This is a genomic window from Herbaspirillum sp. meg3 (genome assembly GCF_002257565.1).
GTDB lineage: Bacteria > Pseudomonadota > Gammaproteobacteria > Burkholderiales > Burkholderiaceae_D > Herbaspirillum.
Map to the genome: position 1 here is coordinate 1,212,993 of NZ_CP022736.1, position 26,125 is coordinate 1,239,117.

Here is a 26,125-nt window from a genome sequence, read left to right on the forward strand (position 1 = left end):
ACGTCGTGAGCGACTTCAAGTTCTGTCCTGTCTGCGCTACGTCGCTGGTCATGCGTGCGGATGAACAAGAGGCAGGCAAGCTGCGGCTTGCCTGTCCCGACGGCCATTGGACGCATTGGGATAACCCTTTGCCGGTACTGGCGGGCTTAGTCGAGATCAACGGCAAGATGTTGCTGGCACGCAATGCGGCGTGGGCGGAAGGCCGGTTTGCACTGATCACCGGCTTCATGGAGCGGGACGAGACTCCGGAACAAGGCATCGCACGAGAAATCAAAGAAGAAACCAATCTCGATGCCAACCAGATCACCTTGATCGGCGTTTACGAGTTCATGCGCAAGAATGAATTGATCATTGCGTATCACGTCAAGGCGACGGGTGAGATCAAGCTGTCTCCGGAATTGCTGGAGTACCGCCTGGTGGCGCCACCGGACTTGCGGCCTTGGCCGGCAGGGACGGGATACGCGGTGGCAGACTGGATGCGGCTTCATGATTTGCCGGTGCAGTTTGTCGAGTTTGCCGGTTCATCCACTCCGCTAGTTTCTCCTGCACAACCTTAGTGCGCTAAATACAACAGAGTATGTTGCGACGCACCAACAAGGTTCATGTTGGAGTAGAATTCTTGAACGATCACTAGGAATTTTAGATTCACAGTATGGTTATTGAATTTCACAGAGAGCTGGATGCACGGGGCCTGAATTGCCCGCTGCCGATACTGAAAACCAAGAAGGCCTTGGCCGATATGTCGAGTGGTCAGGTATTGCGTGTCACGGCCACAGACACCGGTTCGGTGCGCGACTTCCAGGCTTTCGCCAAGCAGACAGGCAACGACTTGCTGTCACAATCGCAAGAGAATCAGGAATTCATTTTCTTCATGAAGCGTAAATAATTTACGCATTGTTGAAAATGCATTTCCGGCTGCGCTGCAGATAACGAGGCAGCTGGATCAGGTTGTAAAACAAGATACAAAAAAGCGCCCGCTGATGCGGGCGCTTTTTATTGGTGCGCCGTAGTTCAGTGAAAGCGACTACCGATCTCCGGATGGAAGCTCTCCGCACGTGCAATCGGCCAATACTTTTCATAAACCTGATAGCGGTAATTACCGGTGATCAGATCACCCGGCTCCAGATACTTGAGCATCTCCGACAGCAATTGAATTTCGTGATCGTTGATACGATGAACGATGTGAAAAGCACGCAGCGCCGAGGTATGCGGCAAGCCGGCAGCCTGTACCAGCTCTTGCAATGCATGCAGCGTGCTTTGATGAAAGCGATGCACGCGTTCTGCTTTGTCCGGTACGACGAGTGCGCGGGCGCGTGTTGCGTTCTGTGTGGCCACGCCCGTCGGGCAACGGTCGGTGTGGCAGCTTTGCGATTGGATGCAACCCAGTGCAAACATGAAGCCGCGCGCCGAGTTGCACCAGTCGGCGCCGATAGCCAGTGTGCGTGCAACGTCAAAGGCGGTGATGATTTTGCCGCTGGCGCCGATCTTGACGCGGTCGCGCATGCCAATGCCGACCAGTGTGTTATGTACCATCAGCAAACCTTCTTGCAGCGGCATGCCAACGTGGTCGACGAATTCCAGCGGTGCCGCGCCGGTGCCGCCTTCGGAGCCGTCGACGGTGATGAAGTCGGGCACGATGTTGGTTTCCAGCATAGCCTTGGCGATGCCAAAGAATTCCCACGGATGGCCCACGCAAAGTTTGATGCCGGTGGGTTTGCCGCCCGACAGCGTGCGTAGCTTGTCGATGAATTGCAGCAGGCCGATCGGTGTCGAGAACGAAGAATGCACCGCTGGGGAAATGCAATCGACTCCCATCGGGATGCCACGCGTGGCGGAAATTTCCGGTGTGATCTTGGCCGCAGGCAGCACGCCGCCGTGCCCCGGCTTGGCGCCTTGCGACAGCTTCACTTCAATCATTTTCACTTGCGGCGCATTGGCTTGTGCTGCAAATTTCTCTTCGTCGAAACTGCCGTCCGGATGACGGCAACCAAAATAGCCCGAGGCGATCTGCCACACCAGATCGCCGCCGAATTCGCGGTGATAAGCGGAGATCGAACCCTCACCGGTGTCGTGTGCGAAGTTGCCTTTTTTTGCGCCCTGATTAAGCGCGCGGATGGCGTTGGCCGACAGCGAACCGAAGCTCATCGCCGAGACGTTGAAGACCGACATCGAATACGGTTGCGCAAGTCCTTCGCCGACAACTACGCGGAAGTCGTGGCTGGCAATTTTGGTCGGCGACAGCGAGTGGCCGATCCATTCGTAACCGGCGACTTTGACATCCAGTTCGGTGCCGAAAGGGCGGCTGTCGACGTCGGCTTTGGCGCGCTGATAGACCACGCTGCGTTTTTTACGCGTGAATGGCGCGCCGTCGTTTTCGCCTTCAAAAAAGTACTGGCGAAGCTCCGGGCGGATCGATTCGAACATAAACCGGAAATGACCCATCAAGGGATAGTTGCGCAGTACGGCATGGCGGCGTTGAACGACATCGCGTACGCCGATGATGCTTAGCACCAGCGGCACGACTGCCCACCACCAGCTCACCATGTGCCCCGATGCCATGATGGCGAGTGCCAGCGTCAGAAAGAGTACGAACCATAAAACCAGGTAACGAGTTGCCCACATACCAGCATCCTTTTTGTTGTTTCTCAGGCGGTGTTGGGATTCTACTGCCGCCGTTGCTCTCCTATAGGGCGAAAAGAGTGGTGTTTATTTCAATTCCAAAGGATTCGGTGCCGCACCGTTCTGGTGCCTGATGGCGTTGCGCTGTTTGCACTTTGTCTGCAACTGGGCAGATGGAATGAAGATTGCATTGCTGCACGGATATACATACCAGCGAGTTTGTCCCGCAGCCGCTAAATCGTTGAGTGGCATTGTTATTGCTAGTTGTTAGCAAAAAAGTACGCACCACTACGTAGGCGTCATGTAGTCCGTTTCTTCTCTCCGAATTTTCCTTTGCTGTTGCCCTTGGGCACTACTGATTGCATACACCCATTTATATGAAGATTGTTGCCTCCTCAATTCCTCCGGATCATGCCGCTGCAATCACATCGATCGCCAGACCGCCTCGTCTGCTGGAGACGTTGCTGGCGAACCTGGACGGCATGGTCTATCGCTGCCGCGATGATGAACAATGGACAATGGAATTCGTCAGCGAGGGTTGCTTTGAACTGACGGGTTATCAGCCGCAGGACTTGCTGTTCAATCACAGGATTTCGTATGAAAACATTACCCATCCCGACGATCGTGATGCCGTGCGGCAAGTCATTCTTTCCTGCCTGACTGCCAAGCGTCGTTTTGAGATGGAATATCGCATCATCCGCGCCGATGGCGAGGTGCGTTGGGTATGGGAGCGGGGCGTCGGGATTTACAGTGCCGCCGGCACACTGGATGCGCTTGAAGGCTACGTGCAGGATGTGACGGCGCGCAAGGAGGCGGATCAGGCGTTATTGGAGGCGGAGCGGCGTTATCGCAGCATCTTTGAAAATGCCATTGAAGGTGTTTTTCAGTCGACGCCGGATGGCGGCTACATTGCCGTGAACCCTGCGCTGGCCCGTATCTACGGTTATAAATCGCCGGAAGATCTCATCGTCAGCTTGCGCGACATCAAGCATCAGTTGTACGTCGAGCCGGAGCGCCGTACTGAATTCATGAAGATGATGGAGCAATTTGGTTCGGTATCGAATTTTGAGTCGCGCGTGTATCGCCGCGATGGCGAGATTATCTGGATTTCGGAAAATGCCCGTGCCGTGCACGATGACGCGGGTACGCTGATGTTTTACGAAGGCACCGTGGAGGCGATTACCGAGCGCAAGCTATATGAGGCGGAAATTCGCCACCAGGCCACGCACGATGCGCTCACCGGTTTGCCTAACCGGACGATGCTGCACAATCATCTGCAGCGCGCGGTGCAGAATTCGCGTCAGAAGGGTTCGTTGACTGCGGTGGTATTTGTCGATCTGGATCAGTTTAAATTCATTAACGACAGTCTTGGCCATCAGGTCGGCGACGAGTTGCTCAAGACGGTGGCGCAGCGGCTGGTGTCTTGCGTACGCGAAACCGACATGGTGGCGCGCCAGGGTGGTGACGAGTTCGTACTGGTGCTGCAGAATCAGCCGGATGAAAGCAATATCACCGAGGTCTTGCAACGTATCCTGACCGCCGTGGCACGGCCATGGGTGGTGGGCGATCGCGAATTTCACATTACTTGCAGCATCGGTGTGAGCCGTTGCCCGACGGATGGTCGCGATGTAGAGACGTTGCTCAAGAACGCCGATTCGGCCATGTACAAGGCGAAGGAGCTGGGGCGCAACAACTTCCAGTATTTCGCCGGCTGGATGGATGCCCAGGTCAGCAACCGCCTGGAGATGCTGGTCAGTCTGCGGCGCGCGCTCGATCGCGATGAATTCAAGCTGTATTACCAGCCCAAGATCAGTCTGGCCAGTGGTCGCATCATTGGCGCCGAAGCGTTGATACGATGGATTTCGCCGGATCAGGGGCTGGTTCCTCCGGATCGTTTCATTCCCTTTGCAGAGGAGGCCGGTCTGATTGTCCCGATTGGTGAATGGGTGTTGCGAACGGCCTGTGCGCAAAACAAGCTCTGGCAAGATGCCGGGCTTGTGCCGATTCCGGTCGCAGTCAACCTGTCGCCGCGGCAACTTGATCAGAACTTGCCTGAATTTGTGCGCCAGGTACTGGTCGAAAGTGGTCTTGCCGCCACTTGGCTGGAACTGGAGATTACCGAAAATGTTGTCATGCGCGATGCCGAAAAGACCGTCGCTACCCTGAACGCGCTCAAGCGGCTGGGTTTGCAGGTGTCGGTGGACGATTTTGGTACCGGCTATTCCAGTCTGAGCTACCTGCGTCGTTTTCCGGTGGATGCCTTGAAGATCGACAAGTCTTTCGTGCGGGACATCGCGCGCGATACGGACAGCGCCGCCATTGTCAAGGCGGTGATTTCTCTCGGTCATATCCTGAATCTGCGTGTGATTGCCGAAGGCGTCGAAGATCAGGAGCAATACAACTTTCTGCTGGAAAACGGCTGTGACGAAGTGCAGGGCTACCTGCTCGGCAAGCCGATGCCGGTGGAGGATTTCACGCGTCGACTGGAGCTGGAGATGCAAACCGGCTTGTCATGAGAAGGCGACTCAGCCTAACCTGATCAGCTGTCACAACCCGCGAACGAAGGCCGGGCGATAGTTGGGCGGTGCTCAGGCAGCAGTCAGGCTTCAGCATGTAAATAATGTATGACGCCTGCAACGAAGCGACATTCGGTCTGGGCTTTGTGCTAAACTCCGCGCAGTATATTTTGCATTTTGCCTCCGGCCACCCGAAAACTCAGCTCGGCGCCGCTTGCAAGGTCAAAAGTTGAAATGGTGCGAGAATCTGGGAACTCAAGATTCTGTGTTCGCAACCAAGCCTTATTTTCCCGCTCATCTTCAACCTCCTATAAACGAGCGCCGGGAAGCAGCACCAACAGCATCAAAGCAGTATTTCAGGTTCAAGAGCCTGACAGCACCGTTGGCGCTGCGATGAAACTCAACCCGTGCAGCCAGGCTTCGCTTCGTTTTGGTCGAGCCCCTAAACTTTTGTTAAACAGTCGCACAAGAGTCGTACATGAATACTATTGAGGCCAAGAAAGTCCTCGAAACAGCATTGCTATGTGCTCACGAGCCATTATCAATCAACGATTTGAAGAAGCTTTATGTATCCGGTGAGGATGTCGAAAGCGAAATGACGTCAGATGCCATCCGGCAGATGTTGGAAGAGTTGCGTGAAGACTGGATTGACAAAGGTGTGGAAGTTGTCAGTTTGTCGACAGGCTGGCGCTTTCAGAGTCGAGCCGAGATGAAGGTCTATCTGGATCGTCTGAATCCGGAAAAACCGCCGAAATACACACGCGCTACGCTGGAAACACTCGCCATCATCGCGTATCGCCAGCCGGTAACGCGCGGCGACATCGAAGAAATTCGCGGTGTCACGGTCAGTTCGCAAACCGTTCGCTTGCTGGAAGATCGCGGCTGGATCGAAGCCATCGGCCATCGCGACGTTCCGGGGCGTCCGGCCTTGTTTGCAACGACCAAGCGTTTTCTGGATGATCTCGGCTTGACCTCGCTGGATCAGTTGCCGCCACTGCGTACGGTTACCAAGGAAGGTGTTGTCGATCCGGGTGCGTTGCTGGAGTTGCAAGCGCTGGAAGCCGGGATGCAGGCCAGCTTGATTGCCGAAGGTGAAGTGGCTGAGGGTGACGTTGCGGAGATTGCAAGTGCCGAAGACGCAACAGCTGAATTGGGCCAGGTCGAGCAAACTGCTGAAAATACAGAAACGGTTGAACTTGCCGACGCTGAAGGCACCATAGCAACAACCGACGGCGATATGGTTGCTGAGGCTGCTGATGTTGATACTGGTGCCGAAAAGAATGCGGAAGAAATTTCCGGGGAAGAAATCGAGAACGACGTGGATGCGATTGCACCAAGCGTTGCCAACTACGAAGAAGTGCAGGTCGAAAGCCCTGCGTCTGCTGAAGAAATTCACACCAAGGACCCTGCCTCCGGTCATGCAAATGACGCCGCGCCCGGTCTGAATAACCACGATTCAAATAATGAAACCATCTAGTTCCAACGATGAGAAGCAGGTAGACCTCTTTGGTGCTGCCGCGGACAATGCCGATACTGCCGCCGCCAAACCGGCTGCGCGCAAGCGGATCAAAAAGGTAGTCGCCGACGCGCCTGTCGCCGAAGAAGTTGCGCCGGTCAAGAAGGCCGCCGTCAAAAAGACGGTAACTAAAAAAGCTGCTGCTGAGAAAGCTGCGACGGATGTTGCGGCGCCAGTTGCCGCTGCTGTGGTTGCCGAGGTCGCGCCCGCTGGTGAGGTCGCTGCGCCGAAGAAGCGCGCGACCCGCGCCAAGAAGCCGGTGGCTGATGCTGCTGTGGAATCTGCACCCGTCGCCGCCTCCGCCTCCGCTCCTGTCGTGCCCGCCGCTGCACCGGAAGTGCCGAAAGTCATTGTAACTATCGGCGAAGAAGTGACTGCCGCTCCAGTTTTGCTGGATGCGCCTGCTGACAATGCGCGCACCAAGCCGGCTCGACGTGGCGTGCGCGGGCCGCGTGCCTTGCGTAACAACCGCGCTGCTCAGCGCGCTGCGGAAAGCAGCGAAGCCGCTCCCGTCAATCCGGTGGTTGCCGAGGCTGCTGTTTCTCACGGTGCGGGCGATGCCAATGCGCCGGTTCCTGTTGCTGATCAAGCCATGGCTGAGTCGCGCCGTGAGGGCCAAGGTCAGGATCGCAATCGTCAGCAAAAGGGCAAGAAGCCATTCGCCAAAGGCGGCAAGCCGAAGGCGCCGCAACTGGGTTTGCGCTCGCATGATGCAGGCGACGATATTTTCTCGTTTGTTACTTCGGATGCGTACGACAGGGAAGATGGCGCCAAAGGCGGTGCTCGCAACGGTCATCAGCTGCGCGGCAAGAACGGTCGCCGCGATCTGACCTCCGAGGATGACGCACCCAAGCTGCACAAAGTACTGGCGGATTCCGGTCTCGGTTCACGCCGCGATATGGAAGAGCTGATCGTTGCCGGCCGCGTGTCGGTCAACGGTGAGCCTGCGCATATCGGTCAGCGTATTCTGCCGACCGATCAGGTGCGTATCAACGGCAAGTTGCTGCAACGCAAAGTCAGCAAAAAACCACCGCGCGTTCTGGTCTATCACAAGCCTGCGGGTGAAATCGTCAGTCATAACGACCCTGAAGGCCGTCCATCGGTTTTTGATCGCCTGCCGAACATGAAGGCTGCGAAATGGCTGGCTGTCGGCCGTCTCGACTTCAACACCGAGGGACTGTTGCTGTTTACAACCTCCGGCGACCTCGCGAACCGCCTGATGCATCCGCGCTACAACATTGAGCGTGAATACGCCGTGCGTACGCTGGGTGAGCTCGAACAGGGCATGCGTCAGAAGCTGTTGCACGGCGTAGAGCTGGACGACGGCGTGGCGCAATTCTCCAAGATCGCCGACGGCGGCGGTGAAGGCGTCAACAAGTGGTACCGCGTGACCATCGGCGAAGGCCGTAATCGCGAAGTGCGCCGCATGTTTGAGGCTATCGGTCTGACCGTTTCGCGTCTGATCCGTACCCGCTACGGCATGATGATGTTGCCGCAAGGTCTCAAGCGCGGTCGCTGGGAAGAATTGGAAGAAAATGCCGTACGCGGCATGCTGGCTGCCTGCGGCCTGGAAAAAGTCGGCGGCGATGCCCCGGCCGGCAACGGTAAGGGACGTGGCAACAGTGCGAATGGTAATAATGGCAACAGCAATGGCCAGCCGCGCAGCAACGCCAATGCCAATCCGATGCAGCAGAAAGGTCCGCGCCGCGAACCGTGGCAGGGTCAAGGTCAGGGGCCTCGTCAGGGGCAAGGCCAAGGTCAGGGCCAAGGCGGTCGTCCGCAGCAAAACAAGCCGCGTCAGCCCGATCCTTTGCAGACCGCGCTGGGCTTTCCGGATGCGGGTCAGCGTCGTCAAAACCGTCCGCAACGCAGTGGTGGCATGGCCGGTCAGGGCATGGGCGCAGGCGGTATGCCGCGTCGGCGACGCGGGTAAGTCTTTGATTGCTCGGGAATTTCTTTTGTGAAATATCGGGCTGTCTGGGGTATGTCCGGCAATCTTGAATTGCCGGACATACCGTAATCGGTTATAATGCGCAAGTTAACGGGGTAATTCACGGCAAATAATGCACCGTGAAACTGCTTGCAGTTGAATAAACGATAAGAACGATGGGCAGATGCCCATTTTTTTTTTGCTGAACAAATTGATGTATCTGCGCCGCGAAGTAAGGCGCGCAGAAAAGAAGGCGGAGAGATTTCCTTGCAATTGCTGGATTTGATTGAAACCACCCTGTCGGGGATGGGCTACGAACTGGTTGACCTCGAGAAGGCGCCGCGCGGTCTCGTGCGCGTGTTTATCGATTTCCCGTTTGAAGATGCCGACAAGGGGCCGATCACGGTCGAGGATTGCGAGAAGGTCACGCATCAGTTGCTGCACGTCTTTACGGTCGAAAACGTCGATTACGAGCGGCTGGAAGTGTCGTCGCCGGGACTGGATCGTCCGCTGAAGAAGCTGAGCGACTATGTGCGTTTCGCTGATCAGGAAGCGGTCATCAAGCTGCGCCTGCCGATGGCAAGTGCGGCTAATCGCAAGTCGTTTCAAGGCATCTTGCGTGCTCCTGAGGGCGAGAACTTAAAACTGGAATTTGAAGCAAACGATGGGTCGGCAGCGGTGTTGGATTTCACACTCGCCGATGTGGATAAGGCACGCCTGGTGCCGAAAGTGGATTTTAGGAGTCGCAAAGCATGAGTCGCGAAGTTTTGTTATTGGTCGATGCGCTTGCGCGCGAAAAGAACGTCGATAAAGATGTGGTCTTCGGAGCACTGGAGCATGCGCTCGCGCAAGCTACCAAGAAGCGCTACGAAGGCGAAGTCGACATCCGTGTGTCGATCGACCGCGAAAGCGGCGAATTTGAATCGTTCCGCCGCTGGCATGTTGTGCCTGACGAAGCCGGTTTGCAATTGCCCGACCAGGAAGTGTTGCATTTCGAAGCCAAAGAACAAATTCCCGATATCGCCGTCGATGAATACATCGAAGAGCCGATTGAGTCGGTTGAGTTTGGCCGCCGCTTCGCGCAAGACACCAAGCAAGTCGTCCTGCAACGCATCCGCGACGCTGAGCGCGAACAGATTCTGGCTGACTTCCTGGAGCGCGGCGATTCGCTGGTGACAGGTACGATCAAGCGCATGGAACGCGGCGATGCCATCGTCGAGTCCGGCAAGATCGAAGCACGTCTGCCACGTGACCAGACGATTCCAAAAGAAAACCTGCGTATCGGCGACCGTGTCCGCGCTTATATCCTGCGTATCGACCGCAATGCACGCGGCCCGCAAGTGATTTTGTCGCGTACGGCTCCTGAATTCATCATGAAGCTGTTCGAGTTGGAAGTTCCGGAAATCGAACAAGGCTCGCTGGAAATCAAATCGGCAGCACGTGACCCTGGCGTGCGCGCCAAGATCGCCGTCTTCACCAGCGACAAGCGCATCGATCCTATCGGTACTTGTGTCGGCATGCGCGGTTCGCGCGTGCAGGCTGTGACCGGTGAACTGGGCGGTGAGCGCGTCGATATCGTATTGTGGTCGGAAGATCCGGCGCAATTCGTGATCGGTGCACTGGCGCCTGCCAATGTTTCCTCGATCGTCGTGGATGAAGAAAAGCACGCCATGGACGTCGTCGTGGACGAAGAAAACCTGGCGATTGCGATTGGTCGCGGTGGCCAAAACGTGCGTCTGGCAGCTGAGTTGACCAACTGGCAGATCAACATCATGACAGCGGAAGAGTCGGCCGATAAGTCGGCGCAGGAAACTGCAGCGATTCGCATCCTGTTCATGGAAAAGCTGGACGTCGATCAGGAAGTCGCAGACATCCTGGTGGAAGAAGGTTTTGCCAGCCTGGAAGAAATCGCTTACGTGCCGATCAACGAAATGCTCGAGATCGAGTCTTTCGACGAAGACACCGTCAACGAACTACGCAACCGTGCACGCGATGCACTGGTAACCGAAGCGATTGCTTCCGAAGAAGGTTTGGAAGGCATGGACGAAGCGCTGATCAATTTCGAAGGAATGGATCGCGTTGTCGCCGGCAAGCTTGGCCTGGCCGGTGTCAAGACCGTGCCTGCTTTTGCCGCACTGGCATACGACGAATTCGGCGCCATCCTGGCGTTGTCGGCCGAGCGTGCGCGCCAACTGATTGAAAATGAATTTGAAGATGTGACCGACGATGAAATGAAGCTCATCGATGCTAAATACGACGAGCGTGCCAAGGCATTGCAAGCCAAAGCATGGAGTACCGCGGAAGCGAAGCAATAAGCTTCCGCGTACCCACATCATCTGCCGAGCCACATAGAAAAGAGGACTGAATGGCAAGTAACAACGTAGCCCAATTTGCCACCGAGCTGAAAATGCCGGCGGATTTGCTACTGACCCAGCTGCGATCTGCCGGAGTTGAAAAAAGCTCCGAGTCCGATCCTTTGTCAAAAGAAGACAAGGACCGTCTCCTGGAGCATCTGCGTCGCGTACGCGGAGCAGCTCCGGAAGGCGAGAAGAAAAAAATTACGCTGACCCGTAAAGAAACGACTGAAATCAAGCAAGCTGATTCCACCGGCAAGTCGCGCACGATTCAGGTGGAAGTGCGTAAAAAACGCACCTTCATCAAGCGCGACGAACCTGCTGCCGACGAAGTCGCTGCTGCCCCGGTAGTTGCGCCTGCAACGGATCCTGCGGAAGTTGAGCGCCGTGCTGAAGAAGCGCGTCGTCATGCTGAGCTGATCGCCCGTCAGGAAGCTGACCTGCGTGAAAAGCAAGAGCGTCTGGCACAACTCGAAGCTGAAAAGATCGAGCAAGCCAAGGCCGCTGAGCTGGAAGCGCAAAAGGCACAGCAAGAAGCCAAGCAGGCCGCTGAGGAAGAAGCCAAGCAAGCTGCTGCAGAAGCCGCAGAAAAAGCCAAGGCCACCGTCGGTGCCAGCACCGGTGCGCCTGCGCCTGTCAAGGCGGCGGAAGATACTGCTGCGGAAGAGAAAAAACGCGCTGCTGCGGAAGAAGCCAAGAAGAAGGCTGCTCAGGTCACCAAAGAAGCTACAGAACGCGCCGCTGCTGCTGAGCGCGCCCGCAAAGCTGTGGAAGACGAAGTCGCTCAGATCAAGGCCATGATGAATGCGCCGCGTCGAGTGGTGAAGGCTCCTGAGCCCGCACCGGCACCTGCTGTGACCAAGACATCCGAAGGCACCTTGCACAAGCCGGCTGACAAAAAGCCTGGCGAGAAGAAGGACGACAAGAAGGCGCCTGTCGCCGTCGACAAGAAGTCGATCAAGTCGGCCAACGTCTCGTCGACCTGGCAAGATGATGCTGCCAAGAAGCGCGGCACCGGCATGAAGACACGCGGCAACACCGGCACTGGTGGCCGTGATGGCTGGCGCGCTGGTCCGAAGGGCCGCCGCAATTCGCATCACGACGACCATGAAAGCAATTTCCAGGCGCCGACCGAGGCTGTCATCAAGGACGTGCACGTTCCGGAAACCATCACTGTCGCCGAAATCGCGCACAAGATGTCGGTCAAGGCTTCCGAAGTCATCAAGCATCTGATGAAGCTGGGCCAGATGGTCACCATCAACCAGGTGCTGGATCAGGAAACCGCCATGATCGTGGTGGAAGAAATGGGCCATCGCGCTCATCCTGCCAAGCTGGATGATCCTGAAGCGTTGCTGGAAGAAGGTGTTGAACATCCTGACGCAGAAATGTTGCCACGCGCACCGGTTGTTACCGTCATGGGTCACGTTGACCACGGTAAAACCTCGCTGCTGGATTACATCCGTCGCGCCAAGGTTGCATCCGGCGAAGCCGGCGGCATTACTCAGCATATCGGCGCGTACCACGTGGAAACACCACGCGGCATGATCACCTTCCTCGACACCCCGGGCCACGAAGCGTTTACCGCAATGCGTGCCCGTGGTGCCAAGGCGACCGACATCGTTATTCTGGTGGTGGCGGCCGACGACGGCGTGATGCCGCAAACCAAGGAAGCGATCGCTCACGCGAAGGCCGGCGGCGTGCCGCTGGTTGTGGCGATCAACAAGATCGACAAGCAAGGCGCCAATCTGGATCGCGTCAAGCAGGAACTGGTCGCTGAAGGCGTCGTGCCGGAAGAATACGGTGGCGAGTCGCCATTCATCTCCGTGTCTGCGAAGACCGGCGAAGGCATCGACTCCCTGCTGGAAAACGTGTTGCTGCAAGCCGAAGTGCTGGAGTTGAAAGCCGCTGTTGACGTCCCGGCCAAGGGCCTGGTCATCGAAGCCAAGCTCGACAAGGGCCGCGGTCCGGTCGCAACGATTCTGGTGCAGTCCGGTACGCTGAAGCGCGGCGACGTGGTGCTGGCAGGTTCGGCCTACGGTCGTGTCCGTGCGATGCTGGATGAAAGCGGCAAGAGCATTACCGAAGCCGGTCCGTCGATCCCTGTTGAAATTCAGGGTTTGACCGAAGTGCCGAGCGCCGGTGAAGAGGTACTGGTCATGACGGATGAACGCAAAGCGCGCGAAATCGGTCTGTTCCGCCAAGGTAAGTTCCGCGACGTCAAGCTGGCCAAGCAGCAGGCTGCGAAGCTGGAAAACATGTTCGAACAGATGGCCGAAGGCGAGGTCAAGAACCTGCCGATGATCATCAAGACCGACGTGCAAGGTTCGCAAGAAGCGCTGGTGCAATCGCTGCAAAAACTGTCCACCGCCGAAGTGCGTGTTCAGGTGGTGCATGCGGCGGTCGGTGGTATTTCCGAAAACGACGTCAACCTCGCGGTGGCATCGAAGGCGGTCATCATTGGCTTCAACACCCGTGCCGACGCGTCTGCCCGCAAGCTGGCCGAAGCCAATGGCGTCGACATCCGCTACTACAACATCATTTACGATGCTGTGGACGAAGTGAAAGCGGCGATGTCGGGCATGCTGGCACCGGAGAAGCGCGAACAGGCCCTGGGTCTGGTCGAGATTCGCCAGGTGTTCGTGGTCAGCAAGGTCGGTTCGATTGCAGGTTGCTACGTGCTGGAAGGTCTCGTCAAGCGCGGTTCCTCGGTGCGTCTGTTGCGCAACAACGTGGTCTTGTGGACCGGCGAGCTGGATTCGCTCAAGCGTTTCAAGGACGACGTCAAGGAAGTCAAATCGGGCTTCGAGTGCGGTCTGTCGTTGAAGAACTACAACGATATCCAGGAAGGCGATCAGCTGGAGATTTTCGAAGTACAGGAAGTCGCGCGTACTTTGTAATCCGCAAGCAACAAGAAGGGCGGGCAGTCTGGCATTAAGCCGGATGCCTGCCCGGTTTCATTCAGGTTTCACGAAATTCAACAAATGCAGTTCAATGCCGGCCAAGTCTGACGTAGTGCACGTATCGCGAGATATTGCCGCGCAGGGCGAGTCGGCCGAGGTCAGTTTCTCAGCATGGCAAAACACAGCAAATCCATTCCTGGGCGCGGTCTGCGCGTCGCCGATCAGATTCAGCGCGATCTGTCGGAAATCATCGCATTCGAGTTGAAAGACCCGCGTGTGGGGATGGTCACGATCACTGAAGTGCAAGTGACGCCGGACTATGCGCATGCCAAGATTTTCTTCACGACGTTGAAAGACGACAAGCAGGCAATTCAGGACACGCTTACCGGCCTGTCCAAGGCTTCCGGTTTCCTGCGTGGTCAACTGGGCCGTCGTCTGACTATTCATACATTGCCTGATTTACATTTTGTGCACGATAACTCGACTGTGCGCGGCATCGAAATGTCGCGTCTGATCGACGAGGCGAATGCCACCCGTGCCAAGGATGCTGACGAAAACTGAGTTTTTCACGATGGCTTGATGCTTCAGGTTTGAAGCACGCCATCGCTGCATCGATCGACGATTTCTCCGGATTTGACACACATGGCGCATTCTTCGCCTTCGCAACCTCGCCCTCCCAAGATTCCGCGCGTGCCCGTACATGGTGTGTTGCTGCTGGATAAGTCAGTGGGCTGGTCCAGTAACGACGCATTGATCAAAGCCAAGCGCCTGCTTAATGCGCTAAAGGCCGGGCATACCGGCACGCTCGATCCGTTTGCGACCGGCTTGCTGCCGCTGTGCTTCGGCGAGGCGACCAAGTTTTCGCAGGATTTGCTGGAGGCGGACAAGACCTATGAGGCGGTTGTCCATCTGGGTATCGTCACCAACACCGGCGACACCGAAGGGGAAGTGCTCGGCACCAAACCGGTCAATGTCAGCCTTGCGCAGATCGCGTCGGCGTTGCAGCAGTTTCGCGGCGAGATTTCGCAAGTGCCGCCGATGCATTCCGCGCTCAAGCGTGACGGCAAGCCCTTGTACGAATATGCGCGCGCAGGTATCACGCTGGAGCGTGAAGCGCGCAAGGTAACGATTCATCAGTTGGAGTTGCTCGGCTATGAAGCGCCTTTTTTGCGTATCCGCGTGATGTGCAGCAAGGGCACTTATATTCGCGTGCTTGGCGAAGATATCGGCGCATTGCTTGGTTGTGGCGCCCATTTGAATCAATTGCGCCGTACCGGTGTCGGTGCGTTGACGCTGGAGGGCAGTGTGACGCTCGATCAGTTCATCGCACTCGACGACAGCCAACGCACGCAAGCCTTGCTGCCGGTGGACGGTTTGCTGACGACTTTTCCGGCGGTGATGCTGACGGATGTGCTGACCGAGCGCTTCTTGCACGGGCAGCGTCTGGCGCTTGGCAAGGAAGGTATTGCGTTGCCAGCAGAATCAGGCCGGGCAAGGGTTTATCAGGAAAGTAACGGGCGCCTTCTGGGCACCGGTTTAATGCAGGAATTCGGCATACTGGCGCCGGAAAGGCTGATTTCGACTTTGTCGAACTAGCGGCTCATAGCAGCAGTAATTGCGGTACTCGCCAGTTGGAATGAAAGTACAGCAACTCTTTGAAATTATTAGGCTTTTTAAAGTTCGTGCGTCGCAGCATGTTATAATGCGCGCCTCTCAGGATTCGGCAGACCAACTTAACTCAATCATGTCAAACAATAAACGCGCTATTCGCAACATCGCCATCATCGCCCACGTTGACCATGGCAAAACCACCCTCGTCGACCAATTGCTGCGTCAGTCCGGTACTTTCCGCGACAACCAGCAGGTTGATGCCCGCGTGATGGATTCGAACGATATCGAAAAAGAACGCGGCATCACCATTCTGTCGAAGAACTGCGCCGTGGAATACAAGGGTACGCACATCAACATCGTCGATACCCCGGGTCACGCCGACTTCGGCGGTGAAGTAGAGCGCGTGCTGTCGATGGTCGACAGCGTGTTGTTGCTGGTTGATGCGCAAGAAGGTCCGATGCCGCAAACGCGTTTCGTGACACGCAAGGCGCTGGCGCTGGGCCTGAAGCCTATCGTCGTGGTCAACAAGATCGACCGCGAAAACGCCGATCCGCAAAAGGCTGTCAACGCCACGTTCGAACTGTTCGACAAGCTCGGCGCAACCGATGAACAACTGGATTTCCCTATCGTTTACGCCTCGGGTTTCAAGGGCTACGCCGGCCTGGAAGACACCGTGCGAGACGGTAACATGGAGCCGCTGTTCGACGCGATCCTGGAACACGTTCCTGCGCGTGAAGATGACCCGGACGGTCCGCTGCAACTGCAAATCACTTCGCTGGAATACTCGTCCTACGTCGGCAAGATCGGCGTTGGCCGTATCCTGCGCGGTCGCGTCAAAGCGCTGCAAGACGTGGTCTGGATGAACGGTCCGGATGACAAGCCAACCAAGGCGCGTATCAATCAAGTGCTGACTTTCCGCGGTCTGGATCGCGTCATCGTCGAAGAAGCACTGGCCGGCGACATCGTCCTGATCAACGGTATCGAAGAAATCAGCATCGGTTCCACCATCTGTGCACCGGATGCCCCAGAAGGCCTGCCGATGCTGAAGATTGACGAACCAACCCTGACCATGAACTTCATGGTCAACAGCTCGCCACTGGCTGGCCGCGAAGGCAAGTTTGTGACCACGCGTCAGATCCGCGATCGTCTGGACCGCGAACTGAAAGCCAACATGGCACTGCGCGTTGTTCAAGCTGAAAACGACGATTCGACCTACGAAGTGTCGGGCCGCGGTGAATTGCATCTGACGATTCTGATCGAAAACATGCGCCGCGAAGGCTACGAGCTGGCCGTGTCGCGTCCACGCGTGGTGTTCAAGATGGTGGACGGCGTGCGCCACGAGCCGTATGAAAACCTGACCGTCGACGTTGAAGAAACCAGCCAGGGCGGTGTCATGGAAGAACTGGGTCGTCGTCGCGGTGATCTGCAAAACATGGAACCGGACGGCAAGGGTCGTGTTCGTCTGGAATACCGTATTCCTGCACGTGGCCTCATCGGCTTCCAGGGCGAATTCATGACGCTGACACGCGGTACCGGCTTGATGAGCCACGTGTTCGACGAATACGCTCCTGTTGACAACAGCAAGGGCGAACTCGGTGGCCGTCGCAACGGCGTGCTGATTTCGCAAGACGACGGCGCTGCCGTTGCTTACGCGATCTGGAAACTGCAAGACCGCGGCCGTATGTTCGTCAGCCACAACGATCCGGTCTACGAAGGCATGATCATCGGTATTCACTCGCGTGACAACGATCTGGTCGTGAACCCGATCAAGGGCAAGCAATTGACCAACGTTCGTTCGTCGGGTACCGACGAAGCCGTGCGCCTGGTGCCGCCTATCGAAATGTCGCTGGAATACGCTGTTGAATTCATTGATGACGACGAACTGGTTGAAGTCACACCAAAGAGCATTCGCCTGCGCAAGCGTTACCTGAAGGAACATGAGCGTAAAAAGGCATCCCGCGACGCTTAATACAAGCGGCGTGGCGGCCGGGACACAGTTCGCTGTTGTCCGGGCTGGAAGGGCGGAGACAGAGCGTCTTGATAGTTTGCGAGGTGTTGATATTGGATTTGTGAATATCTGATATCAGCACAATAAAGCAGACAGTTATGATGCGGTGCCATATAGTTACACCTGTCTCCTCCAATTTCCTCCTAAAGAATTGGATTTAAGCCCGCAACCGAAAGGTGAGCGGGTTTTTTTTTGCCTCGGTATTTTTATGGCAATCTCTTGCAGGGAGGCGCTTACGCCACCATTCTGGGATTGTCGTTGTAGAAAAGTGATGTCATTTCCCTACAGTTTTGGTCAGATTTTTATCTGAGCACCGAAATTGTGCGATGCGAAATGACTAATGCTGGTTTGTGGTGCAGAATCACCCCCGCAGTATAAAAATCCTATCTCTCAAGAGGATAGAGGGGACACCAGCCCGCAACGTGCAAACGTTGCGGGCTTTCTATTTGTAACTCGCTCCGGCCTTCAGCGAGTTCGACGATGACGATGGTGTATAGCTTCCCGGCATGATTCCGGGATCTCATTAGGAAAAGTGCATGTCTTACGGACCAAGAACAATCAGCGTAGCACCCATGATGGATTGGACCGATCGGCACTGCCGCGTCTTCCATCGCCAGATTACGCGCCATACCTGGCTGTACACCGAAATGGTCACGACCGGTGCGCTCTTGTATGGCGACGTCGGGCGCCATCTCAACTTCAACGAAGAAGAACATCCCGTCGCTTTGCAACTCGGCGGCAGCGAGCCTGCCGATCTGGCAAAGAGCGCCAAGCTGGGCGAGGAGTGGGGTTACGACGAGATCAACCTGAATTGCGGTTGCCCTTCCGAGCGTGTGCAGAAGGGCGCTTTCGGCGCCTGCCTGATGGCCGAGCCGACGCTGGTCGCCGATTGCGTGAAAGCCATGCGCGATGCCGTGTCCATCGACGTTACCGTGAAGCATCGTATCGGTATCGACGACGTCGAATCCTATGACTTCGTGCGCGACTTTGTCGGCAAGATCGCCGGCGCCGGCAGCAAAACCTTCATCGTCCACGCCCGTAATGCCATCCTGAAAGGCCTGAGCCCGAAGGAAAACCGCGAAATCCCGCCGCTCAAGTACGACTATGCGTATCGCCTCAAGCGCGATTTTCCGGAGCTGGAAATCCTGATCAACGGCGGTATCAAGACCGTGGCGGAGATCGACGAGCATCTCAAGCATGTCGACGGCGTTATGCTGGGGCGCGAGGCGTATCACAACCCTTTCCTCATGGCAGGTTTCGATGCGCGCTATTACGCCGGACTCGACGGCGGCATTCAGGCTAATCGCAGCGAAGTGATCGAAGCCATGATTGCCTATGCAAGTGCGCAACTGGCGCTGCACGGCGACGGCGGCAAAGGATTGCGTCTCAACAGCATCACGCGCCACATGCTCGGCCTGATGGCTGGCATGCCCGGTGCGCGCGCATTCCGCCAGACTTTGTCCGATTCCAAGCGCCTGGCGCTGGGCGATCCGGCTTTGTTGATGGAGGCGTTGTCGCATACGCAACTGGTCACGCTGGAATAATCTGCCAGCCTGCCAATGAGGCATGAATGAAGTGATAAGCCGACCGCAAATCCTTTAAAATACGGGGCTACTGAGGGAATTCTTTATGCCTATAGCAACAACAGAAGAAATCGTCGCCGAACTGCGCGCTGGACGCATGGTGATTCTGGTCGACGAAGAAGATCGTGAAAATGAAGGCGACCTGGTGCTGGCCACCGATTTCGTTACGCCCGAAGCCATCAACTTCATGGTCAAGTACGCACGCGGCCTGGTGTGTCTGACCCTGACCGAAGAACATTGCGACCGTCTCGACCTGTCGATGATGTCGACTCGCAACGGCACCCAATTCGGCACCAATTTCACCGTGTCGATCGAGGCCGCCGAAGGCGTCACTACCGGTATCTCCGCCGCTGACCGTGCGCGCACGATTCAGGTTGCCGCCGCTAAGAATGCAACGCCGGCCGACATCGTGCAGCCCGGCCATATTTTCCCGCTGCGTGCGCAAAAGGGCGGAGTGCTCATGCGTGCCGGCCATACCGAAGCCGGTTGCGACCTGACCGAGATGGCAGGCCTGACGCCGGCCGCCGTGATTTGCGAAATTCTCAAGGACGACGGCACCATGGCGCGTCTGCCGGACTTGCTGGAATTCGCCGAAGAGCACAAACTGAAGATCGGTACGATTGCCGACCTGATCCACTATCGCAGCCAGCACGAAAGCATCATCGAGCGCGTGGCCGAGCGTGAGATGCACACCGTGCACGGCAGCTTCAAGGCCATCGCCTATCGCGACAAGCCAAGCGGCGGCGCCCATCTGGCGCTGGTGCACGGCGACATCCGTCCAGGAGAAGAAACGCTGGTGCGCGTGCATCAGCCGGTATCGATTCTGGATTTGCTGGAAACCGAAGCAACCACGCACTCGTGGAACATGGCCTCTGCCATGGCGGCGATCAAGGCGGCGCCAAGCGGCGTGGTGGTGCTGCTCAATTGCGAAGAGTCTGCCGACCAGATGTTTGCCCAGTTCGCGGCGCTCAACAGCGCCCAGTCGGCCAAGCCGACGCGCGCTGACCGCATGGACCTGCGTACCTACGGTATCGGCGCGCAGATCCTGAAGGATCTGAACGTTTGCAAGATGAAGTTGCTGGCCAGCCCGCGCAAGATGCCGTCGATGACCGGTTTCAATCTGGAAGTCACCGGATATCGCGCCAAGCCGGAAGCCTGAAACAACATAAGCAGCGGCGGCGGATGAAGAGCCGGACTGAGCATCAGAGATACCGTTCCACGGTGGTACCTTGCAGGCATATCTTGAATGCGTATCTTGAGATCGCTGTAATCGCTTGATCCGGTATTGTTCTGATGCATCTGCCGGCACTGCTGCAACACTATTCACACTCAACAGAAGCGCAAGTTTGCGTATAAGGAAAAGCCATGACTATAGGTACTTACGAATCGGATCTGAATGGCGAAGGCTTGCGCATCGGCATCGTGCAGGCGCGTTTCAATGAAGACGTCTGCCATGGTCTGCTGGCAGCTTGCCTGGCGGAGCTGAAGCACCTGGGCGTGCAAGACGAAGACATCCTGCACGTCAGCGTGCCGGGTGCGCTGGAGATTCCGCTGGCGTTGCAAAAGATGGCCGAGACTGATCAGTTTGACGCCTTGATTGCGCTGGGCGCGGTTATTCGCGGCGAGACCTATCACTTCGAGCTGGTATCCAACGAATCCGGCGCAGGCATCACGCGCGTCGGTCTCGACGCCGGAATCCCGATTGCCAACGCGGTTCTGACCACGGAAAACGACGAGCAGGCGGAAGTGCGCATGGCAGTCAAGGGTGCAGACGCGGCTCGCGTCGCCGTTGAAATGGCCAATCTGGCACTGGCGCTGGACGAACTGGCGCAAGTCTCGGAAGAAGAATAAGCACCTTGGAAGCGGCGCTCGTTCTGCGGCACTGACGCAGGTGAATGAGCAGGGCGATGCGCCTATCCATTTTTGTATTTAGTATCGAACCGGTTTGACCTATTCAACATGACCAATAAAAATCTCCACGCCAATCCGAGCAAGAATCGCACGCCGCGTCACCGCGCGCGCGAGTTTGCATTGCAAGGCCTGTATCAATGGCTGCTCAACAACGAAGATGCCGGCGCGATTGAAGCCCACATCCGCGAAGCCCACGGTTTCGACAAGGCGGATGCAGAACATTTCGACGTGCTGCTGTACGGTGCGATCAAGCAGGTCGCCGATCTGCGCGCGGGTCTTGCGCCGCTGATCGATCGTCCCATCACCGAACTGTCGCCGGTAGAACATGCCGCGCTGCTGATCGGCGCGTTCGAACTGAAGAACAACATCGAGATTCCGTACAAGGTCGTCATCAACGAAGCCGTTGAGTTGACCAAGTCCTTCGGCGGTATCGATGGTCACAAGTACGTCAACGGCGTGCTTGATCGTTTCGCCGCGAAGGTGCGCGAAACTGAAGTAGGCGCCGGTCGTCGCTAATCGCCTTGCCGGTTTGCTCTGCTGATTCGCTTTGCCGATTTTTCATCGGTGGATTTTGATCCTGATTTTTCCGCCGTTGCTGCAGGCATGATCGCAGCGCGGCGGATTCCGCTTTTCTACACATCCCCATGAGCTTTCACGATCTCGCCTCACGTCTGGACAACATCGCACCCTTTCATGTGATGGAGTTGGCCAAGATGGCTGCTGCCCTCGAGCAACAAGGTCAGCACATCATTCACATGGGCATTGGCGAGCCTGACTTCACCGCTGCGCCGGCGGTTGTTGCCGCCGCGACACAAGCGATGACGGACGGCAAGATGCAGTACACCTCGGCAACAGGTTTGCCGGCGTTACGAGAGGCGATCTCAGCGCATTATCAGCGCGTGTACGGGTTGGACATAGCGCCCGGTCGAATTGTGGTCACAGCAGGCGCCTCAGCGGCCTTATTGCTGGCCTGTGCCGCGTTGGTGGAGAAAGATACCGAAGTCCTGATGCCGGATCCGTCTTATCCGTGCAATCGCCATTTCGTTGCCGCCTTCGAAGGCAAGGCCAAATTGATCGAAAGCGGGCCGGAACATCGCTTCCAGTTGTCCGCAGGCATGGTGCGGGAACATTGGTCTGCAGCAACCAAAGGCGTCTTGCTGGCGTCGCCGTCGAATCCGACCGGCACCTCAATCCTCCCGGAAGAGTTGAGCAAGATCGTTGATGTCGTGCGCGAGAAAAAAGGCTTCACCATCGTCGATGAAATCTATCAGGGCTTGTCGTACGAAGGCGCGCCATTCTCGGCTCTGTCACTCGGCGAAGACGTCATCGTCATCAACAGCTTCTCCAAATACTTCAACATGACCGGTTGGCGTCTCGGCTGGCTGGTGCTGCCGGAGAGTCTGGTGCCGCAAGTCGAAAAGCTTGCGCAGAATTTATTCATCTGCGCATCGTCGATTGCACAGCACGCCGGCATCGCTTGCTTCGCGCCGGAATCGATCGCGCTGTATGAAGAGCGCAAAGCCGAATTCAAACGCCGTCGCGATTACATCGTGCCGCAACTTGAGCGTCTCGGCTTCAAGGTGCCGGTGATGCCGGATGGTGCGTTTTATGTGTATGCCGATTGCAGCGCGCTGAGCGACGATGCCGATCAATTCACCATCGACATGCTCAACAAGGCTGGCGTGGTGTTGGTGCCGGGCTTGGATTTCGGTCCGGCCACAGCACATCGCTATATCCGCTTGTCGTACGCGACGTCGATGGAAAATTTGCAAGAGGCTGTTCGCCGTCTGGAAAAATATCTGGCAGAGCGATAAGCCTGCTTGCAGGTGAGTGAGTCGGCGAGATGAGGAAAGTAATTCGCCGCCAATTCACCGCAAATAAAAAAGGAGCCTCGAGGGGCTCCTTTTTTTATGTCCGCTTGTTCAGCAGGCTCATGTCATGTGTGAAGCACTTTGCTGCAACGAATTACAACGCAGCGATTTCTTCAGATGAAGCCACGCCTGGTTTCTTCGGTGCAGCGGAAGCCATGTCACCGACCGCGGTCGGTTTGGCAGGCGTTACCGCCGGCAGGGCGGGGCGCACGGCTTGCACTGGTGGCTTGATCAGCGCGGTTGTGAAGATCGAGATGTTCTTGCCGACTGCGACTTCCTTCAGGTTCTGATATTCGGACAAGACCTTCAGTCCGTAACCGCCATCGTTGTCCATATCGGCAGCCCCGACGTAGCTCTTCAAACCTGCTTCAACCGATCCGCCGCGTGTGACGTATTCCTTCAGGATCAGCGAACCGACCTTGATGTTGGCAACCGGATTGAGCGCCGCTTTGACGCCACCCAGTTCCTGGAATTTGTCATGGTGAACCTTGGACATGACTTGCATCAGTCCTTGCGCACCCATCGGGCTTTCCGCGAACGGATTGAAGCGCGACTCAATTGCCATCACCGCCAGGATCAGCAGTGGATCGAGTTTGATTTCACGTGCAGTCAGATACGCAGCCGATACCAGCATGTCGGTGGCGTCGCCCGCAACGCGGTAACGCTTGGACAGCCATGTCGTCACCAGTTTTTGCTGGCGTGGTGTGCCGATGATCTTGCGCTCTTCCTCCGTCATCGGTACGGCTGCAGCAGCGGCCGCGGCGGCTGCCACAGGTGCTGCGACAGTCAATGCCGGTGCCGGGACATCCATCAGATTAGCCAGCGATGGCGCTTCCGGGACGACTTCTTCGGGTTGATCATCCGAAAAAGGCGACAGAGCCATCAGCTTGTCGGCGAATTCGGGATTGAAAAACATCATGCCCAAAACGAACAGAGCAGCGGTACCTGCCAAAGTCAGCGCATAGTGCGCTGCGGTAAAAAAGCGACCGATTCTGCTTGGAATGGACTTCGCCCATTGTGCAGAATGGTCAACCATATCGGAGGCGGAGCTTAACTGCGCCTCGATGGGTTGGTTTAACATTGAACCTCCTGAATGTTGCAACTTACATAGGGCAAAGCCGGCCAAGAGTGAAAAACCGGATTACTGACTACATGCATCACAATCAAAACACTGCCGTCGCAAAGCGTTACGGCAAGCTACGGGTTGTTTGCGGTTACTGCAGGGCCGTCGGCTCCGGTGCAGTGCAATACAACCAAGTTCGGGGGAGAAGGCTGACGCCTTTTGATAACACTCCTTAAAAATGCCAGTGGGACCCCGTTCCCGTGAAACCTTGCGAGCTGATTCGGGTTCCTCACCCGGCTCCTTTAATCAAGGTGCGCGAATTGTAGAAGCCACTTTATATCAAGTCAATACTATTAAATCGATTTAATATAACTTTTAAGTCTTATTTTTGAGGGGGTATCCCGTCAAAAATCAATAGAATCAACCGTTTGCCCGGTCTACCTCATCTAAGGGCTGTACTCAAGAAAACCAGCGAAAAAAAATGAAATACACTGATTTACGCGATTTTATTTCGCAACTGCAACTTTCTGGAGAATTAAAACACGTCTCCGTACCTGTCTCTCCCTACCTGGAAATGACGGAAATTTGCGATCGCACCCTGCGCGCCTCCGGGCCAGCGCTGATTTTCGACAAGGTCGAAGGAAAAAATATCCCTGTCCTGGCCAATCTTTTCGGTACGCCGCGCCGCGTGGCGCTCGGCATGGGGGCCGAAGATGTCAGCGAATTAAGACGCATCGGTCATTTGTTGGCGAAGTTGAAAGAGCCTGAGCCGCCGAAGGGTTTCAAGGATGTCATGGGCCTCGGCACGCTGGTCAAATCGCTATGGGACATGGCGCCCAAGGAGCGCAGTTCGGCACCTTGCCAGGACATCGTCTGGGAAGGCAACGACGTCGACCTCGACCGCCTGCCGATTCAGCACTGCTGGCCGGGCGATGTGGCACCTCTTATTACATGGGGTCTGGTGATCACCAAAGGCCCTAATAAGAAGCGCCAGAATCTCGGCATCTATCGCCAGCAAGTCATCGGCCGCAACAAGGTCATCATGCGCTGGCTGGCGCATCGCGGCGGCGCGCTCGACTTCCGCGAACACTGCATCGCCAATCCCGGCAAGCCGTATCCGATCGCGGTTGCCCTCGGCGCCGATCCCGCTACTATATTAGGAGCCGTCACGCCGGTGCCGGACAGCCTGTCCGAATATCAGTTCGCTGGCCTGCTGCGCGGCAGCCGGACCGAGCTGGTCAAAGCCATCGGCAGCGAGTTGCGCGTGCCGGCGTCGGCTGAAATTGTGCTGGAAGGGCATATCTATCCGGATGAATCGCATCCCTCCGGCTACGAGCATGCGCTGGAGGGGCCCTATGGCGACCACACCGGTTACTATAATGAGCAGGACTGGTTCCCGGTCTTCACCATCGACCGCATCACCATGCGCCGCGATCCCATCTATCATTCCACCTACACCGGCAAACCGCCCGACGAACCGGCCGTGCTGGGCGTCGCGCTCAATGAAGTATTCATTCCGCTGCTGCAAAAGCAGTTCAGTGAAATCACCGATTTCTATCTGCCGCCGGAAGGTTGCAGCTACCGCATGGCGGTGGTGCAGATGAAGAAGTCCTACGCCGGCCACGCCAAGCGCGTGATGTTCGGTGTGTGGAGTTTCCTGCGCCAGTTCATGTATACCAAGTTCATCGTGGTGGTTGATGAGGATGTCGACATCCGTGATTGGAAAGAAGTGATCTGGGCCATCACCACGCGTGTCGATCCGGTGCGCGACACGGTCATGGTCGACAACACACCGATTGATTACCTCGACTTTGCCTCACCCGTCAGCGGCCTTGGCAGCAAGATGGGCATTGATGCCACCAACAAGTGGCCGGGTGAAACCAACCGCGAATGGGGTACTGTCATTACCATGACCGATGCAGTCAAGAAGCGGGTGGACAGTATCTGGGACGAACTCGGTATTTAAGTAGCGAGTGATGTCGTAAGCACGCAGCCTGTGATGTCTTGCAGGCTGCATGCAGATTGCTGCTTCTTAACAAGCCAGCGGCGATCTTTGCGACGGCTGCAATTTGGCAATTTATCCTGTCGCAGAGAACAGCGCTCGCACCGATGGCGCAGATGAGGTACAATTCGTGCCGGCGGGCCCCTGCGCATTGTGGCATGGTCAACCTGGTCAGGTCGGGAACGAAGCAGCCACAGCCATTTCCTGCAAGTGCCGCAGACAAGGCTCGCCTCTTCCTTCG

At 56.6% G+C, this 26,125-nt stretch carries 19 protein-coding genes and 1 other RNA gene; 18 read left to right on the top strand and 2 right to left on the bottom strand.

The features are described from left to right. The first annotated feature begins 5 nt into the window (after window positions 1–5). Together hmeg3_RS05550 and hmeg3_RS05555 are read left to right on the top strand one after the other, a co-directional pair. Complete coding sequence (locus hmeg3_RS05550; RefSeq protein WP_094562861.1) at window positions 6–557, top strand: NUDIX domain-containing protein; 552 nt, start codon at window positions 6–8, stop codon at window positions 555–557. A gap of 95 nt (window positions 558–652) precedes the next feature. Continuing rightward, window positions 653–886, top strand: a complete 234-nt coding sequence (locus tag hmeg3_RS05555) for a sulfurtransferase TusA family protein (RefSeq protein ID WP_007876134.1) — start codon at window positions 653–655, stop codon at window positions 884–886. 125 nt (window positions 887–1,011) lie between these two features. Here hmeg3_RS05555 and hmeg3_RS05560 read toward each other — a convergent pair whose 3' ends face one another. Beyond that, window positions 1,012–2,622 (bottom strand): FMN-binding glutamate synthase family protein, encoded by a 1,611-nt coding sequence (locus hmeg3_RS05560; protein WP_094562862.1) that lies wholly within the window; start codon window positions 2,620–2,622, stop codon window positions 1,012–1,014. A 374-nt stretch (window positions 2,623–2,996) separates the two neighbouring features. Between hmeg3_RS05560 and hmeg3_RS05565 the strand changes: the two genes are divergently transcribed. The 14 genes from hmeg3_RS05565 (at window position 2,997) to hmeg3_RS05630 (ending at window position 22,762) form a co-directional block, all read left to right on the top strand. Next, window positions 2,997–5,135, top strand: coding sequence for a bifunctional diguanylate cyclase/phosphodiesterase (locus hmeg3_RS05565; protein WP_094562863.1), 2,139 nt, complete (start codon window positions 2,997–2,999; stop codon window positions 5,133–5,135). Between the two features lie 478 nt (window positions 5,136–5,613). Further along, the gene (gene scpB, locus hmeg3_RS05570) at window positions 5,614–6,612 is read left to right on the top strand and encodes an SMC-Scp complex subunit ScpB (protein ID WP_094562864.1); all 999 of its coding nucleotides are present in this window, start codon (window positions 5,614–5,616) and stop codon (window positions 6,610–6,612) included. Continuing rightward, window positions 6,599–8,584, top strand: a complete 1,986-nt coding sequence (gene rluB / locus hmeg3_RS05575) for a 23S rRNA pseudouridine(2605) synthase RluB (RefSeq protein WP_094562865.1) — start codon at window positions 6,599–6,601, stop codon at window positions 8,582–8,584. The genes scpB and rluB overlap by 14 nt, the downstream gene beginning before the upstream one ends. A gap of 264 nt (window positions 8,585–8,848) precedes the next feature. Further along, window positions 8,849–9,337, top strand: coding sequence for a ribosome maturation factor RimP (rimP, locus tag hmeg3_RS05580; protein WP_094562866.1), 489 nt, complete (start codon window positions 8,849–8,851; stop codon window positions 9,335–9,337). Then, on the top strand, window positions 9,334–10,896 hold the full coding sequence (nusA, locus tag hmeg3_RS05585; protein ID WP_094562867.1) for a transcription termination factor NusA: 1,563 nt from the start codon (window positions 9,334–9,336) through the stop codon (window positions 10,894–10,896). The genes rimP and nusA overlap by 4 nt, the downstream gene beginning before the upstream one ends. A 50-nt stretch (window positions 10,897–10,946) precedes the next feature. Continuing rightward, entirely contained in the window at window positions 10,947–13,832 is a 2,886-nt protein-coding gene (infB, locus tag hmeg3_RS05590; protein ID WP_094562868.1) for a translation initiation factor IF-2, read from the top strand. Window positions 13,833–14,006: 174 nt separating this feature from the next. Next, window positions 14,007–14,396 carry a 30S ribosome-binding factor RbfA gene (gene rbfA / locus hmeg3_RS05595; protein WP_007876149.1) on the top strand — a complete coding sequence of 130 codons (390 nt, stop codon included), beginning with the start codon at window positions 14,007–14,009 and terminating at the stop codon, window positions 14,394–14,396. Between the two features lie 81 nt (window positions 14,397–14,477). Continuing rightward, entirely contained in the window at window positions 14,478–15,431 is a 954-nt protein-coding gene (truB, locus tag hmeg3_RS05600; RefSeq protein ID WP_094562869.1) for a tRNA pseudouridine(55) synthase TruB, read from the top strand. Between the two features lie 148 nt (window positions 15,432–15,579). Next, window positions 15,580–17,415 carry a translational GTPase TypA gene (typA, locus tag hmeg3_RS05605; protein ID WP_094562870.1) on the top strand — a complete coding sequence of 612 codons (1,836 nt, stop codon included), beginning with the start codon at window positions 15,580–15,582 and terminating at the stop codon, window positions 17,413–17,415. A gap of 611 nt (window positions 17,416–18,026) precedes the next feature. After that, window positions 18,027–18,998 (top strand): tRNA dihydrouridine(20/20a) synthase DusA, encoded by a 972-nt coding sequence (dusA, locus tag hmeg3_RS05610; RefSeq protein ID WP_232511987.1) that lies wholly within the window; start codon window positions 18,027–18,029, stop codon window positions 18,996–18,998. Window positions 18,999–19,083: 85 nt separating this feature from the next. Next, window positions 19,084–20,196, top strand: a complete 1,113-nt coding sequence (gene ribBA, locus hmeg3_RS05615; protein ID WP_094562872.1) for a bifunctional 3,4-dihydroxy-2-butanone-4-phosphate synthase/GTP cyclohydrolase II — start codon at window positions 19,084–19,086, stop codon at window positions 20,194–20,196. Window positions 20,197–20,402: 206 nt separating this feature from the next. Beyond that, the gene (gene ribH, locus hmeg3_RS05620) at window positions 20,403–20,888 is read left to right on the top strand and encodes a 6,7-dimethyl-8-ribityllumazine synthase (protein ID WP_094562873.1); all 486 of its coding nucleotides are present in this window, start codon (window positions 20,403–20,405) and stop codon (window positions 20,886–20,888) included. 108 nt (window positions 20,889–20,996) lie between these two features. Next, window positions 20,997–21,464, top strand: a complete 468-nt coding sequence (gene nusB / locus hmeg3_RS05625; protein WP_050477883.1) for a transcription antitermination factor NusB — start codon at window positions 20,997–20,999, stop codon at window positions 21,462–21,464. A 128-nt stretch (window positions 21,465–21,592) separates the two neighbouring features. Continuing rightward, complete coding sequence (locus hmeg3_RS05630; protein ID WP_094562874.1) at window positions 21,593–22,762, top strand: pyridoxal phosphate-dependent aminotransferase; 1,170 nt, start codon at window positions 21,593–21,595, stop codon at window positions 22,760–22,762. Window positions 22,763–22,913: 151 nt separating this feature from the next. Here the strand turns inward: hmeg3_RS05630 and hmeg3_RS05635 are convergent, their stop codons facing one another. Further along, complete coding sequence (locus hmeg3_RS05635) at window positions 22,914–23,900, bottom strand: transglycosylase SLT domain-containing protein (RefSeq protein ID WP_094562875.1); 987 nt, start codon at window positions 23,898–23,900, stop codon at window positions 22,914–22,916. A 463-nt stretch (window positions 23,901–24,363) separates the two neighbouring features. On the opposite strand from hmeg3_RS05635, the gene ubiD reads away from it, so the two are divergent. Together ubiD and ffs are read left to right on the top strand one after the other, a co-directional pair. Beyond that, window positions 24,364–25,848: a 4-hydroxy-3-polyprenylbenzoate decarboxylase gene (gene ubiD, locus hmeg3_RS05640; RefSeq protein ID WP_094562876.1), complete on the top strand. Its 1,485-nt coding sequence runs from the start codon at window positions 24,364–24,366 to the stop codon at window positions 25,846–25,848. A gap of 171 nt (window positions 25,849–26,019) precedes the next feature. After that, window positions 26,020–26,118, top strand: an RNA gene (ffs, locus tag hmeg3_RS05645) — signal recognition particle sRNA small type. Window positions 26,119–26,125 lie beyond the last annotated feature (7 nt).

Excerpts from the sequence above, each read along its gene's own strand:
- hmeg3_RS05555 (WP_007876134.1), top strand. The coding sequence starts at position 653 with ATGGTTATTGAATTTCACAGAGAGCTGGATGCACGGGGCCTGAATTGC.
- hmeg3_RS05560 (WP_094562862.1), bottom strand. The coding sequence starts at position 2,622 with ATGTGGGCAACTCGTTACCTGGTTTTATGGTTCGTACTCTTTCTGACG.
- hmeg3_RS05565 (WP_094562863.1), top strand. The coding sequence starts at position 2,997 with ATGAAGATTGTTGCCTCCTCAATTCCTCCGGATCATGCCGCTGCAATC.
- scpB (WP_094562864.1), top strand. The coding sequence starts at position 5,614 with ATGAATACTATTGAGGCCAAGAAAGTCCTCGAAACAGCATTGCTATGT.
- rluB (WP_094562865.1), top strand. The coding sequence starts at position 6,599 with ATGAAACCATCTAGTTCCAACGATGAGAAGCAGGTAGACCTCTTTGGT.
- nusA (WP_094562867.1), top strand. The coding sequence starts at position 9,334 with ATGAGTCGCGAAGTTTTGTTATTGGTCGATGCGCTTGCGCGCGAAAAG.
- infB (WP_094562868.1), top strand. The coding sequence starts at position 10,947 with ATGGCAAGTAACAACGTAGCCCAATTTGCCACCGAGCTGAAAATGCCG.
- rbfA (WP_007876149.1), top strand. The coding sequence starts at position 14,007 with ATGGCAAAACACAGCAAATCCATTCCTGGGCGCGGTCTGCGCGTCGCC.
- truB (WP_094562869.1), top strand. The coding sequence starts at position 14,478 with ATGGCGCATTCTTCGCCTTCGCAACCTCGCCCTCCCAAGATTCCGCGC.
- typA (WP_094562870.1), top strand. The coding sequence starts at position 15,580 with ATGTCAAACAATAAACGCGCTATTCGCAACATCGCCATCATCGCCCAC.
- dusA (WP_232511987.1), top strand. The coding sequence starts at position 18,027 with ATGATGGATTGGACCGATCGGCACTGCCGCGTCTTCCATCGCCAGATT.
- ribBA (WP_094562872.1), top strand. The coding sequence starts at position 19,084 with ATGCCTATAGCAACAACAGAAGAAATCGTCGCCGAACTGCGCGCTGGA.
- ribH (WP_094562873.1), top strand. The coding sequence starts at position 20,403 with ATGACTATAGGTACTTACGAATCGGATCTGAATGGCGAAGGCTTGCGC.
- nusB (WP_050477883.1), top strand. The coding sequence starts at position 20,997 with ATGACCAATAAAAATCTCCACGCCAATCCGAGCAAGAATCGCACGCCG.
- hmeg3_RS05630 (WP_094562874.1), top strand. The coding sequence starts at position 21,593 with ATGAGCTTTCACGATCTCGCCTCACGTCTGGACAACATCGCACCCTTT.
- hmeg3_RS05635 (WP_094562875.1), bottom strand. The coding sequence starts at position 23,900 with ATGTTAAACCAACCCATCGAGGCGCAGTTAAGCTCCGCCTCCGATATG.
- ubiD (WP_094562876.1), top strand. The coding sequence starts at position 24,364 with ATGAAATACACTGATTTACGCGATTTTATTTCGCAACTGCAACTTTCT.